Consider the following 14296-nt stretch of genomic DNA (forward strand, 5'->3'; position numbering starts at 1 on the left):
GACAGCGACAGGCCGGCATAGGTGGTGCGGCTCAGCGGCGTGCCGAAGTCGATCGTCGGCGACAGCACCCAGCTTTCATGCGCGTTGGCGACGTCCTTGACCGCATCGAGCCGCACGCTCAGCGAGTCGTAGGGATTGGTCAGGCCCTTGAATGTGACGCCGCCGAAGCCGCCGACCTCCACCGCCGCGTTGCGATCGCCGAGCGCGTCCACCGCGTCGTCCTTGATCTTGCCGGTGCGGTTGAGGCGAACCCCTACGATCGGCCCGGCGTCGAGGTCGACCTTGCCGTCCGTGTTGAGCAGGTCGGCATAAAGGTAGGTGCCGCGGGAGAAGACGGTCAGGCCGCCCTTCTTGGCGCGGATGATAAGGCCCGGGATGGCGCGGTAGTCGTCGGAACCTTCATAATCGGGCACGAGCGCCGCGCCCACGCCGATGCTGAGATAGTCACGATCGGCGTTCGGCTCCGGGATGACCGCCTGATCAGTCGCCTGGGCGAGGGCCGGGCTTGCGGAGATCAGTGCGGCCAGCACAGCCGCGCACGCAATCAGTCGCATGGTCTCAGTCCCCTGTTGGTGCCGTGCCTCGGCCGTCAGTCGCCCGTCCCGGGATCGGCCGAGAAATAGGCGTCGTACTTGTCCGGCTTGCCCTTGTACTCGTCGGCGTCGGGCGGGCTGTCCTTCTTGCGGGTGATGTTGGGCCACTGCGCGGAGAAGGTGGCGTTGAGCTCCAGCCACTTCTCGTTGCCGCTTTCGGTATCGGGCAGGATCGCCTCGGCCGGGCATTCGGGCTCGCACACGCCGCAATCGATGCACTCGTTGGGGTTGATGACGAGCATGTTGTCGCCTTCGTAGAAGCAATCGACCGGGCAGACCTCGACGCAGTCCATATACTTGCAGCGAATGCAGGCGTCGGTGACGACGTAGGTCATGTGCTCATGTGCTCCCTTGGTGACGAAGCGCTATGCCGCGCCGCCTGCTGCGTCAACGCCCCTGCCCTCGGCGATTTCCTGGTAAAAGGTGCGGGCTTCGGGCGCGGGGCCGCGGCGCTCGGGTAGGCCGAGCACCCGAATGATCCGCACTTGCCCACGCAAGGGCAGCGCGACCACGCTGCCCGGCTTGACCGTGTCGCTGGGCTTTTCCACCCGGCGGCCGTCGATCCGGGTGCGGCCTTCGTCGAGCAGGGCCTGGGCCTGGGTCCGGCTCTTGATCAGGCGGGCGAAGAACAGGAACTTGTCGATGCGCATCTAGCGCTTCAGCCCAGCCAGCGCGGCGAAGGCATTGCCAGGGCGATCGGGCATCTGTCGCTCAGGTCTGCGCCGCTGGCCGCGCCACTTCCAGCTCTCGCCTTCGCTGCGGAAGCCGACCTCGGCCATGAGGCGGGCGAGCGCTTCGTCGGGCAGGCCGAGCGAGGTGGCGAGGGGCCGGTCGACCGGGTCTTCGCCGCCGGCGCCTCGGACCTTGTGGGCGTGTGCGGCCAGGCGGTCGGCAAGATCGACCCGCAGCCAGGTGGGGCCGAGCCGGCGGTAGGCGAGCGCGGCAGCGCGCGGGTCGGCGCTGCCGTCGAGGGTGGCAGCGCCGGGCGGCGGCAGGGCAGGCATCGACTGACCGGTGCGCACCGCCAGTAGCGCCGCGCGCCAGCGCTGCGCTTCGGGCTTGAGCAAGGCAGGCACGAAGACGTCCAGGGCTCCAAGCCGGATCCGCAGGCGGTAGAGATCGGCCCGGTCCTCCTTGCTGAGCTGGCCGATCGGGTCGAGCAGGGCTTTACGCGGCAGCATCCCGCCAGCGTCGGCCAGCATCGCGGTCAAGGCGCGCACCGCGGGTGAGCGCGCCGGGTCGGCGCTCGCCTTGCCGATCCGTTGGAGGTCGCCGAGGTGCCGCTGGAGCATGGCTTCGAGCCAGCGTTCCAGCCGCTCACGCAGCGCCGCGCGGCGGGGGGCGGACAAGCGATCCAGGGCGCGGACAGTGCGCAAGGCTGGCTCGCGCAGGAAGCGGCCAGGTGCCAGCCGGGCAAGCAGGTGCCCGTCCCAGGTCACGCCCACGTCGCTGCCGGCATCGGCGAACAGGGCGAACTTTTCGTCGGCGGCCTCCGTGAGCTCGCGGGCGCGGCGGTCGAGCTCGTCGCCCAGGCGGCGCTCGGCCGCGGCGAGCAGCAGGCGCTTGTCGGCCAGCCGGGCAGAGGGATCGACGGTGAAGTCGAAGCCGGCAAGGTGGCCGATCGGCTCGGGCCCGACGCTGACCTCGCCGTCGGCGGCGACCGTGACCGGCAGGGCGTCGGCCCCGCGCGCGCCGATGTCGCGGACCAGCACGGCGGTGCGGCGGTCGACGAAGCGCTGGGTGAGCCGCTCGTGCAGCGCGTCCGACAGGCGGGACTCCACGTCGCGAGTGCGCTCGGCCCATTTGGCCGGCTCCTTGAGCCAGTCGGAGCGGTGGGCGATGTAGGCCCAGTTGCGCACCCCCGCGAGCCGATCGGCTAGCGCTTCGATGTCGCCCTGCACATTGTCGAGCCGGGCGACCTCGGCGGCGAACCAGTCGTGCGGGATATGCCCGCCTTCACCAATGTAGCTGTACACGCGGCGGATCATCCGGGCGTGGTGCATCGGCCCGACCTTGCGGAAATCGGGCAGCCCGCAGGCCGCCCACAGCCGCTTGGCCTGCGCTCCCTTGCGCGCGGCCGTCGCGGGGTCCTCGGCAATGAGCTTGAGCACGGCGAGGTCGATGCTCAGCGGCGCGGGGCGGAGGACGGGGTCGGTGCTGGGCGCCTCCAGGCTGCGGATCAGCGCGCGCACGTCGGTGAAGTCGAGCGCCGGGTTGCGCCAGTAGAGATGGTCGAGCGGGCGGAAGCGGTGCTTCTCGATGCTGAACACTTCCTCGTCGCTGAACTCGGGCGCGGCCTCGCCGCCGAGGCTGAGCGTGCCGAAGCTGCCGTCGCGCTGGTGGCGGCCGGCGCGCCCGGCGATCTGCGCCATCTCGGGTACGGTCAGCCGGCGGGCGCGGCGGCCGTCGAACTTCTCCAGCCCTGCGAAGGCGACATGGGTCACGTCCATGTTGAGCCCCATGCCGACGGCGTCGGTGGCGACCAGATAGTCGACCTCGCCGCGCTGGAACATGGCGACCTGAGCGTTGCGGGTGGCGGGGCTGAGCGCGCCCATGACCACCGCCGCGCCGCCCTTGAACCGGCGCAGCATCTCGGCCAGCGCGTAGACCTGCTCAGCGGAGAAGGCGACGATGGCCGAGCGCGGCGGCAGGCGGGAAAGCTTCGCCGAGCCGGCGTAGCGCAGGGTGGAAAAGCGCGGCCGGCTGACGACCTCGGCCTGCGGGATCAGTTCGCGGACCAGCGGCTTCAAGGTGGCGGAGCCGAGGATCAGCGTTTCCTCCCGCCCACGGGCGCGGAGCAACCGGTCGGTGAAGACATGGCCGCGTTCGGGGTCGGTGCCGAGCTGCGCCTCGTCGACTGCGCAAAAGGCGAAGTCCTGCTCGACCGGCATGCTCTCGACCGTGCACAGCCAGTAGCGGGCGGTGGGCGGCGCGATCCGTTCCTCGCCGGTCAGCAGCGCGACGCTCGCCGCGCCCTTGATCGCCACCACCCGGTCGTAGACCTCGCGCGCCAGCAGCCGCAAGGGGAAGCCGATCACGCCAGAGGAGTGGGCGCACATCCGCTCGATCGCCAGGTGCGTCTTGCCGGTGTTGGTGGGGCCGAGGATTGCCCGGACCGAAGCGTCGCCGCCAGTCGCCATGCACCCGATGTGGGGGCATCGACCGGGAAAGTGCAAGCGAACAACGTTCTTAGGACTTTGTTAACCAATCTTACCGACAAGGCCCGCCGGGGAGCGGAGGGTCTGCTTGTTCTATTCGCCGATCGTTCCGCAGGGGGGTCGGCCGCTCACCGCCATGCCGAGGAGTTTCGGTATAGCGGTGCAGCGGCCGCAGCCCGGCTGGCTGATCGTCGATCTCGGTGCCGACCTGTTTTCGCCGCGCTGGTGGTGCGGACTGCTGACGTTGTTCGCGCTCACGGCGAGCGCGGCGCTGCTCGCGCCCGGGCTGGAGCCGCTGCCCGGCGGACGGCCGGCTCCATTGGAGCCGGTCCAATTGGAACAATGGCAGGCGCTCGCGATCGCTCCGCTGAGCGAAGGCTCGGATACGGGCTTGGAGATGCTGGAGACCAAGGCGGTGCGGCCGCTGCTGAGCGTGCCGCGGCGGACCTCGCTGTCCCTGTTCGCGACACTTGGCGCAAGTGAAGGGATCGCCCGGCTGCTGCTGCGGAGCGGTGCCGCCGCTGGGGATGCGGCAGAAACGGCCAGGCTGATCGCGGGTGCGGGCCGGGCGATCGCGCCCGGCACGAGCGTGGCAATCATCTTGGGGGAGGCGGGGGCAAGCGGGCGGCGGGTGCAGCAGGTTAGCCTGCGCGCTGGGCTCGACCTCAAGCTGACCGTGCAGCGCGGCGGGGGCGGCCTAGCGCTGGTGCGGACCGCCATCCCGATCGACACGGCGCCGCTGCGGATCCGCGGGCGGGTCGGCGGCGGGCTTTATTGGTCGCTGCGCTCGGCCGGCGCCTCGCCGGAAGTGGCGGCGGCCTACCTGCAGGCGCTGGCGACCGCGGTCGAGGTGGGGAGCGAGGTGGCCGCGGACGACCGGTTCGACCTGGTGCTCGCCAACCGCCGCGCCGCGTCGGGCGAGAGCATCGCGGGGCCGCTGCTCTACGCGGGGCTGGAGCGCAACAGCGGTGCCGCCGTGCAGCTGCTGCGCTGGCCGGTCGGGGGGCGGCTGGGATGGGTCGACGCGGCCAACGCCGGGCGGCCGGCCCCGTCGAGCGCGGGGCTGCAATGGCCGGTGCAGGGGCGAATCACCTCCGGTTTCGGACGGCGGGTCCACCCCATCCTGCGCTTTGCCCGGATGCACCGCGGCATTGACTTCGGCGCCGGCTGGGGCGCACCGATCGTGGCGGCGGCCGACGGGCAGGTGGTCCGCGCCGGCTGGGCGGGCGGCTATGGCCGGCAGGTGCGGATCGCCCATGGCGATGGCCTGCTAACCAGCTATAGTCACATGAGCCGAATCATCGTGGACGCCGGAGGCGCGGTGCGCGCGGGGCAGTTGATCGGCTATGTCGGGTCAAGCGGACTGTCGACCGGACCGCACCTTCATTACGAGACCATCCGTAACGGCGTCGCCGTGGACCCGCTCTCCGTGCGCTTCGCGAGCGTCAGGCCGGTCGACGCGGGCGAGATGCAGGCGATCCGGACGCGGCTGAAAGCGCTGCTCGGGGCATGAGGGAAGCCTCCATTGCGGACCTGAACGCCGCCAAGCGCAACAAATTGTTAACCGCCAAGGGGCCAACGTCCAGGTGAAGGAGACGACCGTGGGTCTTGTTGCTTATCTCGACGACGGCCGCGCCGCCGCCCGGCCACGCCGCTCCACTCGCCGGACCCTCCGTCTGGAAGTCGCGGCGACCGCGGGCAGCGGTTCGGCGGCCATGGTCATCCACGACCTGTCGCCGACCGGCCTATTGATCGAAACCGACGAAGCCCTGGCTGTCGGCCAGAAGCTCAGCGTCGAGCTGCCCGAGGTTGGCAAGTTCCCGGCCGAGGCGGTGTGGAGCAGCGGGCGGTTTGTCGGCTGCCGGTTCGACGAAACCCTGCCCCAGGCGGCGATCAGCGCGGCGCTGCTGCGGAGCGACCGGCCCGGGGTGCGGCCCGAGGCAGCGAGCCCGGCCCCGGTACAGGAACTGCAGGCGCGGGTGCAGCGGCAGCTGGCTTACACCGGCGGCGAGAAGGCCGCGGCCGAGGCCGTGGGTGAGCCGCTCGCCGAGTATGACCGCCTTCCCCTGCATGTACGCGGGCGGATCATGGTGGGCCTGGCCGCCGGATCGGGTGCGATCTGGGCGGTGCTGCTGTGGGGCGTAGGGGTGATCTGAAGCTTACCCCCGAGCGCTACTCGGACTCGGGAATGGTGATGAACATGGTGGTCAGACGAACGAAGCCGACCATGTTGCGGGCATTGTGCACGGCCTGTTTGACCTGAGGGCGCACCCGCCTCAATGCCAAGTTTCGGCAATGGTGCTTCTCAAGCACGCTATCGGACGGGCACCCGCGAACAACCGCGGCGCTGACCCGGCGCAGAAGTTGCCGCTCACCAGCCTTGGTACGCAAGTCCAGATCCTGATAAGACACCCGGCGGGTAAGAGCGGCAGGGCGCTGACCGTAGATAATGGTCTCGGACGGTTCTTCCGCCAGACTGGCAGCCTGGTCTGTTGCCGGTGATCCGACCCCAAGCGCCGAAGCGACCAAAATGCCCAATGTTCCGGTTAAGCTCAACATAGCCGCCACCCCAAGCTAGCCCCGTCGGCGTGCGCTAGAGGCCACGCTCGACTCGCGAACTTGATAATGCAAGCTTCAACTCACAACAAGCATAGTTAAGGCGGGTTTAACTTGCCTCCGAAGCACCCGTTGTCAGCGCGGCATGTCGGCTACCTGCCGTGGCCGCGCCAGCGCTTGATGGTGCGCCCGATGATCTCCGCCTCGCCGCCGGTCTCCCGCCACAGCGCCGCGAAGCTCGGGTCGCTCGACGCTGGCCGCTTCTCAGGCTCGAGGTCATCGAAACGGACGCGGATGGGGATGGCGACGCCTTCGCCGCACACGATGCACTCGCGGTTGCGGAGCGCAGGGATGGCGTCGAGGAAGCCGCGGGCGCCTTCGGGCATGGCGGCACGGACGCAGGCCTGGTCGCGGTCGTTGTTGAGGCGCATGGAGATGATGGTGCCGCATTGCGACAGCACGCCTTCGGCAAGGTCGGACGGGCGCTGGGTAATGAGGCCCAGCGACACGCCGTACTTACGGCCTTCCTTGGCGATCCGCTCCAGGATCTTGCGGACGGCCTGCCCCTTGGCATTTTCGTCCTTGGGGACATAGCGGTGCGCTTCTTCGCAGACCAGCAGCAATGGGCGCTGCGCTTCCGTCCGCGACCAGATCGCATAATCGAACACCATGCGGGCGAGGACCGAAACGACGACGGAAGTGATGTCCGACGGCACGCCCGACACGTCAACGATCGAGATCGGGCGGCCGTTGGCGGGCAGGCGAAACAGCTTGGCAAGAAAGCTGCCCATCGAGTCGGACACCAGCATCCCTGAGAACATGAAGCTGTAGCGCGGGTCGGCGCGGAGTTCGTCCAGCTTGTTCTTGAGCCGCTGGTAGGGCGTGGTGTCGCCAGCGCGGTCGAGCTTGCCCATCTCCCCGACGAGGATCTGGTTGAGGTCGGTCAGCAGGTAAGGAATGGGGCTGTCCACCGTGACCTTGCCCGCCCCTTCGGCGGCCTTGGTCTTCATCCGTGCGGCGAGCAGGCATTTGGCGAGGATGTCGGCGTCGCGCTGCCGCTCGGCGCCATCGGTGGTCAGCAGCACCTCGCAATGCTCCTCGAAGTTGAGGAGCCAGTAGGGGAGCTGGAGATTGTCGACGTTGAACAGCTCGCCACAGCCCTTGAATGCGGCGCTGTACTCGCCGTGGGGATCGATCATCACGATGTGACCCTCCGGGCTGTACTGCGAGATGCGGTGGAGGATCAGAGCGACGCTGGTCGACTTGCCGGTACCGGTCGAGCCCAGCACCGCGAAATGCTTGGACAGCATCGGGTCAATGTAGAGCGCGCCGCGAATGTCGTCTGTCGGATAAACGGTGCCGATCTCGACAAAGGCGCTATCGCTGGCGGCGAACACCGAGCGAAGGTCCTCGGTGGTGACGGGGTGCACCGCGCAGCCCGGGATCGGATAGCGGGTGACGCCCCGGCGGAAGTGGGTCATGCGCCCCGAGCTGTCGCGGCTGCCTTCGCCCAGGAAGTCGATGGCGGCCATCACCGTGCCGTTCTCGCCCTGCTTCATGGTGCGGACGTTGGCGATCAGCCAGCTGCCGAACACCTCCATCTTGACCTGGCTGCCGACCTGGCCGGACATGGCGAGCGAGGGATCGTCGTTGCCCTGCAACGCGGTCAGCCGCTCGACGTCCAGGCGGATGCGGGAACCCGAGCCGGCGATCTCCAGCACCTGGCCGATCGCCGCCTGCGGCTGCTGTGGTGCGGGGACATGGCCGGCGGTGGCGTCCTCGTCGGTGTAGGTCGACAGCTCGGTGAGGAACTGCTTGAGGTTTGGCTGGTCGGTCATGAACGGTTTCCGGGCTGCTGAGCTGTCCGGCCGATGGCTAATGCCGTTACGGTTAAGATTGTGCTTAGAACCTCAGGCGCCGCGGCGGCGGAACAGCTCGGCCGCGGCCCAGCCGAGCAGCAGCGGCAGGAGCACCGCGGCAAGGCCATAAAGCAGGCTGTAGCGATCGGCGGACTCGGCCACGAAGCGCTCGAAGCCCGACTTGTCGACAGTGATCTCCCGAGTGGCGGCGGCGATGACCTTGCCCCGGTCGATTAGAAAGGTCTCGGCCGTGAAGGTGCCGACGGGCACCTGGCTGGGGATGAAGATGCGGGCACGGTAGAGGACGTCTTCGCTGATCTCCACGCCGTCCGGATCCTCGACGTACAGGCCCTCCCGGCGGCGCAGGTCGAGCAGTCCGGTCTCGAACCGCCGTTCCTTGTCGGGCTGAGCCCCGCCACCGGGCGACAGCTGCAGGTTCTGGAGCCCGAGTTCGTAGATGGCGGCGGTACGCTCGTTGACCAGCTCGTCGATCGGCCGGGAGGAAGCGACCGCGTAGAAGCCCGGGGCGGAGCGGAAGCGGTGGCTGTCGGCGTTCATCCAGATGCCGGCGATCTTCTGCTTCTCGCGCACGGTGATCGGCTGCACCGGTCCCTTGAGCACGACCGCCACATCGGCCGGACGGCGTGGAACCCGGCCGCCCGGGTAGAGGATGGCGCCGAACAGCAGCAGCTCGGCGCCGGTGAAGCTGTATTGGATCTCGACCGCGCGCGACGAGATGTCGGGCACCAGCTTGGGGCTCGCCTGGGCGAGCAGCAAGGGGGCCAGCGCGAGGAGGAGAGCGCGCCACATTGCCGGTCAGAGATACTCTATCGAGAAGATCTCGTCGGGCCGGTAGGTCAACCCGAACGCCATGCGCAGGGCCACCAGGATGATGATCACCGCGAGGCTGAGGCGCAGGAGGTCGGGCTTCAGCCGGGTGGTGAGCTGCGCGCCGTACTGGGCGCCGATCACCCCGCCGACCAGCAGCAGCGCGGCAAGCACGAGGTCGACCGCTTCGGTAGTCAGCGCATGGATCATGGTGGTGGCCGCGCTGACCGCCAGGATCATCACCAGGCTGGTCCCGACCACCACCCGGGCGGCCATTCCGAACAGGTAGATCATCGCAGGCACCAGGATGAACCCGCCGCCGATGCCGAGCAGCACGGTCAGGATGCCGGCGATGAACCCCAGGGCGAGCGGTGCGATCGGCGACAGGTAGAGGCCCGACGCATAGAAGCGTGAGCGGAGCGGCAGTGAGGCGATCCAGCGGTTGTGACGCGGCCGAGGCGACGCGTTCTCCGCCGGCTGCATCCAGCCGAGCGCCAGCGCCGCGTCGCGCAGCATCAGTACCCCGATAGAGCCGAGCAGCAGCACATACATGAGGCCGATCACCGTATCGATCTGGCCCGAAGCCTGGAGCAGGCGGAACAGCCCGGCACCGGCCAGGCTGCCGAGGAGGCCGCCGGCGACCATCACCGCGCCCATCCTGAGGTCGACGCCGCCGCGCCGCATGTGGGCCAGCACGCCCGATACGCTGGAGCCGGTGATCTGGGTGGTGGCGGAGGCGACCGCGACGCTGGGCGGAATGCCGTAGAAGATCAGCAGCGGGGTGGTGAGAAAGCCGCCGCCGACCCCGAACATGCCCGACAGGATGCCGACCAGCAGCCCCAGTGCGACGATCAGCGGTGCGTTGACCGACATGCCGGCAATCGGAAGGTAGATGTCCATGCGCTTGCCAGGGGTCTAGCGGCACGGACCGGCGACCGCAAAGCGGTGGAGCGAACTATTGCGGCGAGGTCGCGCCCCGCAGCTTGGCCAGCGCCGCAAAGGGCCCCGCCTGTTCCTCGCTCAGCACGCCCGCCTCGCGCAGCGTCGTTTCGGCATTGGCGGAGCGCGGGTAGGGATCGAGCGCCAGCGCCAGCGTGTCGGCCAGCGCGCCGCCGAGGTCGATCGCCGCGCCGTCGTGGAACACCACGTCGCAGTCGCTTTCACTAAGCTCGACCTCCTCGTCGGCCGCCGTGGCAGGCTCGGGCAGGAACAGCAGCTCGAAGGCTTCGTCGACCGCGACCGGAACGGGTTCCCCGGTGGCCACGCAGCTCTGCTCGAGCTGCGCCTTGATCCGCCCGGTCGCCCCCACCTTCTCGCCGTCGCGGGTCAAGGTCACGTGCGCGTCGAAGCGGCCTAGGCTCGGGAACCGGAGTCGTTCGGCGATGGCCTGGCGCTCCGCTTCGTCGGCATGGAGGTCGCGCCGCTCGCCGTCGCGGACTTGAGCGAGCGGCAAATGGTGGGCAAACTCGCTCACGGCAGGGTTCCGCCGACCAGCGCCTCGTCGGTCCGTGCCTCCAGCGCCGCCCAGAACAGCCGCAGCTGACGCTCCACATAGTCGCGCGCCTCCTCGGAAACGCGGCCCTCGCGGTAGACGCTACGCCCGATCACCGCCGGCCAGCTCTCCTCGCCAGCGATGGCGCGGCGCCAGGCGCCGACCCGCCCGCCGAGCGCGCCGACCAGGCTGCCGACCTTCTTGGACATGACGGGATCGCCCGTGCCCATCTGCCGCAGCTCGGCGTCCATGTCGTCGATGAAGCATTCGGCCAGGCTGATGCTGGCGAAGCGCGCCGCCTCGCCGCCCGCCTCCAGGCGCAGGTCCACCAGCGCGAGCAGAGTGGCGAGCATCGCGAAACGGCCTTCCACCGTGTCGGGCACCTCGCCCTCGCGGAACCAGTGCGGCTGCCGGGCGCGGGCCACCACTTGGTCGTAGAGCGGCTTGGCCCCCCGCGGTTCGGCGCGGAACAAGCGCATCAGCGATGCCATTCGTCAGTCTCCGTTCAGCGTAGGCGGCGCACTTGCATGAGCCGGGGCCATCCGGATATTGAGCCGGCGCTTGTTCGAGGCAAGGGCTGGCCGACAGGAGTGGGTGTGATGACGGTTCGACTGATTGGGGCAGCGGCCCTGCTGCTCGCGGTGTCGGGCTGCTCCGGCTACCGGGAAAGCAAGGGCTACATCCTCGACAAGGAGCTCACCTCCGCGATCCAGGTCGGGGTCGACAACAAGGATTCGGTGGCCAAGACGCTTGGGCGGCCGACCTTCACCGGCCAGTTCAACGACAATGAATGGTATTATGTGGCCCGGTCGACCAACGCATTGGCGTTCCGGCTGCCGCGGGTGACCGACCAGACGGTGCTGCGGGTGCGGTTCGACCCTGCGGGCAACGTGGCCGGAGTCGACCGCACCGGGCCGGAGCAGATTGCCTCGATCGATCCCTACGGCAAGCAGACCCCGACGCTCGGCCGGCAGAACAGCTTCTTCGAGGATTTGTTCGGCAACATCGGCGTGGTCAACGGCGGCGGCCTGCCCGGCCAGACCAGCCAGGGCCGCGGGCAGTAAGCTCCGCGCCGGGGCGGGGGAGCGAGGCTGTCCGCCATCCCCGTTTTCGCCTAAGCCGGCGGCCATGACCGCGACCCCCGCCGGCATGAGCTATGCCGATTATCTCCACCTGCCCGAACTGCTCGGTTGCCAGCGGCCGCTGAGCTCGCTGCATGACGAGATGCTGTTCATCGTCATCCACCAGACCAAGGAATTGTGGCTCAAGCAGATGCTCCACGAGGTGGAGCTGGCGGTGCGGCTGATCGGCGAGGAGCGGTTCGCACCGGCCTACAAGGCTCTGGCGCGGGTCAGCCGCATTCAGTCGGTCATGACGCTGTCGTGGGACGTGCTGGCGACGCTGACCCCGGTCGACTACAGCAAGTTCCGCGGCGTGCTCGGCACCTCGTCGGGCTTCCAGTCGGCGCAGTTCCGCGAGCTGGAGTATCGGCTCGGCATTCGCGATCCCAGGTTCCTCGACTATCATGAAGGCGGGTCCGAAGGGCAGGGGCGGCTGCGGGCGGCGCTCGAAGGCCCGAGCCTGTGGGACGTCGCGGACGCGGCGCGGCAGCGGGCGGGGGCAGAGAGCTGGCTCGCGGTGTATCGCGACGCGGACCGCTGGTTCGAGCTGTACCAGCTGGCCGAGAAGCTGGTCGACGTCGACGATGCGCTGGCCGGCTGGCGCCACAAGCATGTGCTGACGGTGGAGCGGATCATCGGCGGCAAGACCGGGACCGGCGGCTCGGCGGGGGTGAAGTACCTCGAATCGACCCTGTCCAAGCGCGCTTTTCCCGAGCTCTGGTCGCTACGTACCGAATTATGAGCTTCAAGCATCTGTTCTCGCGCAGCCTCCATGCCGCGCCCGGGCGGCTGCACCTGGCGGCGCACAGCCATCATCTGTGGCCGGATGCGAGTTTCGCCGGGCAGGTCGAGTGCTGGGAGGACGCGGCGCGGCTGGCGGATGCCAAGTGGGACCGGATCACCGGGGAGGTCTGGCGCGAGGCGCAGGCCCATGTGGCCGATGAGCTCGGCAGCGGGATGGCGGACGCTATCGTGTTCGCGGCCAACACCCACGACTTCCTGATCCGGCTGGCGGCGGCGTGTCCGCGGCGCGACTCGGCCAGGCTGCGGGTGCTCATCAGCGACGGCGAGTTCCACAGCGCGCGGCGGCAGTTCGCGCGCTGGGAGGAGGACGGCTGGCTCCACGTGGAGCGGGTGGCCGCGGAGGGCGATGGCTTTTCCGAGCGGTTCCTTGCGGCGGCGCGGGCAAGCGAGGCGGACATGATCCTCGTCAGCCAGCTGCTGTTTGGGACCGGGCGGCTGTTTGAACGGGCCGGGGAGCTGGCCGAGCTGGCACGGCCAGAGGGGCCGTGGGTGGTGATCGACGGCTACCATAGCTTCATGGCGCTGGAGCGGCCGCTCGGACCAGCGGCCGCGGCTGGCGCCTTCTACCTGGCAGGCGGCTACAAATATGCGATGGCCGGCGAGGGCATGGGGCTGATGCACTGCCCGCCCGGCTTCGGCCCGCGCCCGCCGATCACCGGCTGGTTCGCCGAGTTCGAGGACCTGACCCTGCCGCCCGGCACGGTGGGCTACGCCAAGGACGCGATGCGGTTCATGGGGGCGACGTTCGATCCGTCGGCGCTGTACCGGTTCAACGCAATCCGCCGGATGCAGGCGGAGCACGGGCTTACCACCGGTGCGATCAGCGAGCATGTCGCGGCGCTGCAAGCGGAGTTGGTGGAAGCGGTCCTCGCCACTCCGCTGGGCGAGGCGGAGCTGCTCAACCCGCTCCGAAGCGAAGCGCACGCCCGCTTCCTGGCGTTTCGCTCTCCGAGAGCGGCCGAGTGGCAGCGGCAGCTCGCCGCGCGAGGCTGCGTCACCGACGTACGCGGCGACGTGCTTCGGGTCGGGCTCGGCCTGTACCACGACCTCGAGGACATTGGCGCCTTCGCGCGTCTCGCCGCGAACCTCGGCTAGGCGGTCAGACCGCCCCGCAGCAGGCGGTTGGTGGCTTCGGCGACGGCCTCCTCATCCTCGTCCCCCCACACGCCGAAGCGGAGGCCGAGGAAGACGTTGGCTCCCATGATCGCCCAGGCGGTCACTTCCTCGCCCAAGGGCGCCACGGGCCGCAGCTCGCCGCGGCCCGTGGCGGCGCTGAGGCGCCCCCGGATGCGCTCGGCGGTGCTTTCGTAGTGGCTGCGGAAGCCCTCGGGGTCGACGAACTCTGCTTCGTCGATGATCCGATAGACCTGCTTGTGCCCGCGCACGAACCGCAAAAAGGCTGCAAGGGCGCGGCGCTCGGCGTCCAGCGCGTCCGTCGCTCCATCGAGGGAGGGTGCAACGCTGTCGCGGACCTGTAGCGACATGTCGCGGACCAGCGCTCGGAACACCGCCTCCTTGCTGTCGAAATAGGTGTAGAAGGTGCCCAGCGCCACCTCCGCGCGGGTCGTGATGCCGACGATGGAGCTGTCGGCGAAGCCGCGCTCCCCGAACTCGTGCAGCGCCGCGTCGAGGATCTTGCGCAGCGTACGGGCGCCGCGGGCGGTGCGCGGGGCCTTGCCGTCGCTCGCCCAGGACGCGCTCTCGTCCAGCGCGTTCGCATCCGGCGTTTCAACCTCAGGCCCGCTGCTGCTCATCGGCGATCCCCCGCTCCCCGCGCCTCTCGACTTGACAGCAAGTTGAAAGTCGGTTCAACTTTCATTACGCAGCTTGCGAGCTGAGTGCAATGGCCGACGCCGTTGCTTGGGGCCCTGGAGGGGGAACATTG

General features: G+C 69.1%; 16 protein-coding genes. 5 read left to right on the top strand and 11 right to left on the bottom strand.

Annotation, left to right across the window (positions count from 1 at the left end; translation table 11 throughout):
* From QZX62_RS02165 to QZX62_RS02180, 4 genes are all read right to left on the bottom strand, one after another.
* On the bottom strand, positions 1-554 hold a 554-nt coding region (locus tag QZX62_RS02165; RefSeq protein ID WP_294171793.1), incomplete at its 3' end, for a MipA/OmpV family protein.
* Between the two features lie 35 nt (positions 555-589).
* Positions 590-928, bottom strand: a complete 339-nt coding sequence (gene fdxA, locus QZX62_RS02170) for a ferredoxin FdxA (protein ID WP_294171795.1) — start codon at positions 926-928, stop codon at positions 590-592.
* Positions 929-958: 30 nt separating this feature from the next.
* Complete coding sequence (locus tag QZX62_RS02175; protein ID WP_294171796.1) at positions 959-1243, bottom strand: RNA-binding S4 domain-containing protein; 285 nt, start codon at positions 1241-1243, stop codon at positions 959-961.
* Positions 1244-3733, bottom strand: coding sequence for a helicase-related protein (locus QZX62_RS02180; protein ID WP_294171797.1), 2490 nt, complete (start codon positions 3731-3733; stop codon positions 1244-1246).
* A 106-nt stretch (positions 3734-3839) separates the two neighbouring features.
* Here QZX62_RS02180 and QZX62_RS02185 point away from each other — a divergent pair, with 106 nt between their 5' ends.
* Together QZX62_RS02185 and QZX62_RS02190 are read left to right on the top strand one after the other, a co-directional pair.
* Positions 3840-5264 (top strand): M23 family metallopeptidase, encoded by a 1425-nt coding sequence (locus QZX62_RS02185; protein WP_294171798.1) that lies wholly within the window; start codon positions 3840-3842, stop codon positions 5262-5264.
* An 88-nt stretch (positions 5265-5352) separates the two neighbouring features.
* The gene (locus QZX62_RS02190) at positions 5353-5907 is read left to right on the top strand and encodes a PilZ domain-containing protein (RefSeq protein WP_294171799.1); all 555 of its coding nucleotides are present in this window, start codon (positions 5353-5355) and stop codon (positions 5905-5907) included.
* A gap of 16 nt (positions 5908-5923) precedes the next feature.
* On the opposite strand, the gene QZX62_RS02195 is transcribed toward QZX62_RS02190, so the two are convergent.
* The 6 genes from QZX62_RS02195 to QZX62_RS02220 form a co-directional block, all read right to left on the bottom strand.
* Complete coding sequence (locus QZX62_RS02195) at positions 5924-6310, bottom strand: UrcA family protein (RefSeq protein WP_294171800.1); 387 nt, start codon at positions 6308-6310, stop codon at positions 5924-5926.
* A gap of 149 nt (positions 6311-6459) precedes the next feature.
* Positions 6460-8145, bottom strand: coding sequence for a DUF87 domain-containing protein (locus QZX62_RS02200; RefSeq protein WP_294171802.1), 1686 nt, complete (start codon positions 8143-8145; stop codon positions 6460-6462).
* A gap of 72 nt (positions 8146-8217) precedes the next feature.
* Positions 8218-8976, bottom strand: coding sequence for a TIGR02186 family protein (locus QZX62_RS02205; protein WP_294171804.1), 759 nt, complete (start codon positions 8974-8976; stop codon positions 8218-8220).
* Between the two features lie 6 nt (positions 8977-8982).
* A complete protein-coding gene (locus tag QZX62_RS02210) occupies positions 8983-9894 on the bottom strand; it encodes a sulfite exporter TauE/SafE family protein (protein WP_294171806.1) in 912 nt (303 codons plus the stop codon).
* A gap of 55 nt (positions 9895-9949) precedes the next feature.
* The gene (locus QZX62_RS02215) at positions 9950-10468 is read right to left on the bottom strand and encodes a YceD family protein (RefSeq protein ID WP_294171807.1); all 519 of its coding nucleotides are present in this window, start codon (positions 10466-10468) and stop codon (positions 9950-9952) included.
* Positions 10465-10977, bottom strand: a complete 513-nt coding sequence (locus QZX62_RS02220) for a ubiquinol-cytochrome C chaperone family protein (RefSeq protein ID WP_294171808.1) — start codon at positions 10975-10977, stop codon at positions 10465-10467. The genes QZX62_RS02215 and QZX62_RS02220 overlap by 4 nt, the downstream gene beginning before the upstream one ends.
* A 108-nt stretch (positions 10978-11085) precedes the next feature.
* On the opposite strand from QZX62_RS02220, the gene QZX62_RS02225 reads away from it, so the two are divergent.
* The 3 genes from QZX62_RS02225 to QZX62_RS02235 all read left to right on the top strand — a co-directional run bounded on the left by QZX62_RS02225 (position 11086) and on the right by QZX62_RS02235 (position 13506).
* The gene (locus QZX62_RS02225) at positions 11086-11550 is read left to right on the top strand and encodes an outer membrane protein assembly factor BamE (protein WP_294171810.1); all 465 of its coding nucleotides are present in this window, start codon (positions 11086-11088) and stop codon (positions 11548-11550) included.
* A 64-nt stretch (positions 11551-11614) separates the two neighbouring features.
* Entirely contained in the window at positions 11615-12349 is a 735-nt protein-coding gene (locus QZX62_RS02230) for a tryptophan 2,3-dioxygenase family protein (RefSeq protein WP_294171812.1), read from the top strand.
* Complete coding sequence (locus QZX62_RS02235; protein WP_294171813.1) at positions 12346-13506, top strand: class V aminotransferase; 1161 nt, start codon at positions 12346-12348, stop codon at positions 13504-13506. Before QZX62_RS02230 ends, QZX62_RS02235 begins: the two co-directional genes overlap by 4 nt.
* Here QZX62_RS02235 and QZX62_RS02240 read toward each other — a convergent pair.
* Positions 13503-14165: a TetR/AcrR family transcriptional regulator gene (locus QZX62_RS02240; RefSeq protein WP_294171814.1), complete on the bottom strand. Its 663-nt coding sequence runs from the start codon at positions 14163-14165 to the stop codon at positions 13503-13505. The genes QZX62_RS02235 and QZX62_RS02240 overlap by 4 nt on opposite strands.
* Positions 14166-14296: the final 131 nt, after the last annotated feature.

It is taken from the genome of uncultured Sphingomonas sp., assembly GCF_902806265.1.
Classification (GTDB): domain Bacteria; phylum Pseudomonadota; class Alphaproteobacteria; order Sphingomonadales; family Sphingomonadaceae; genus Sphingomicrobium.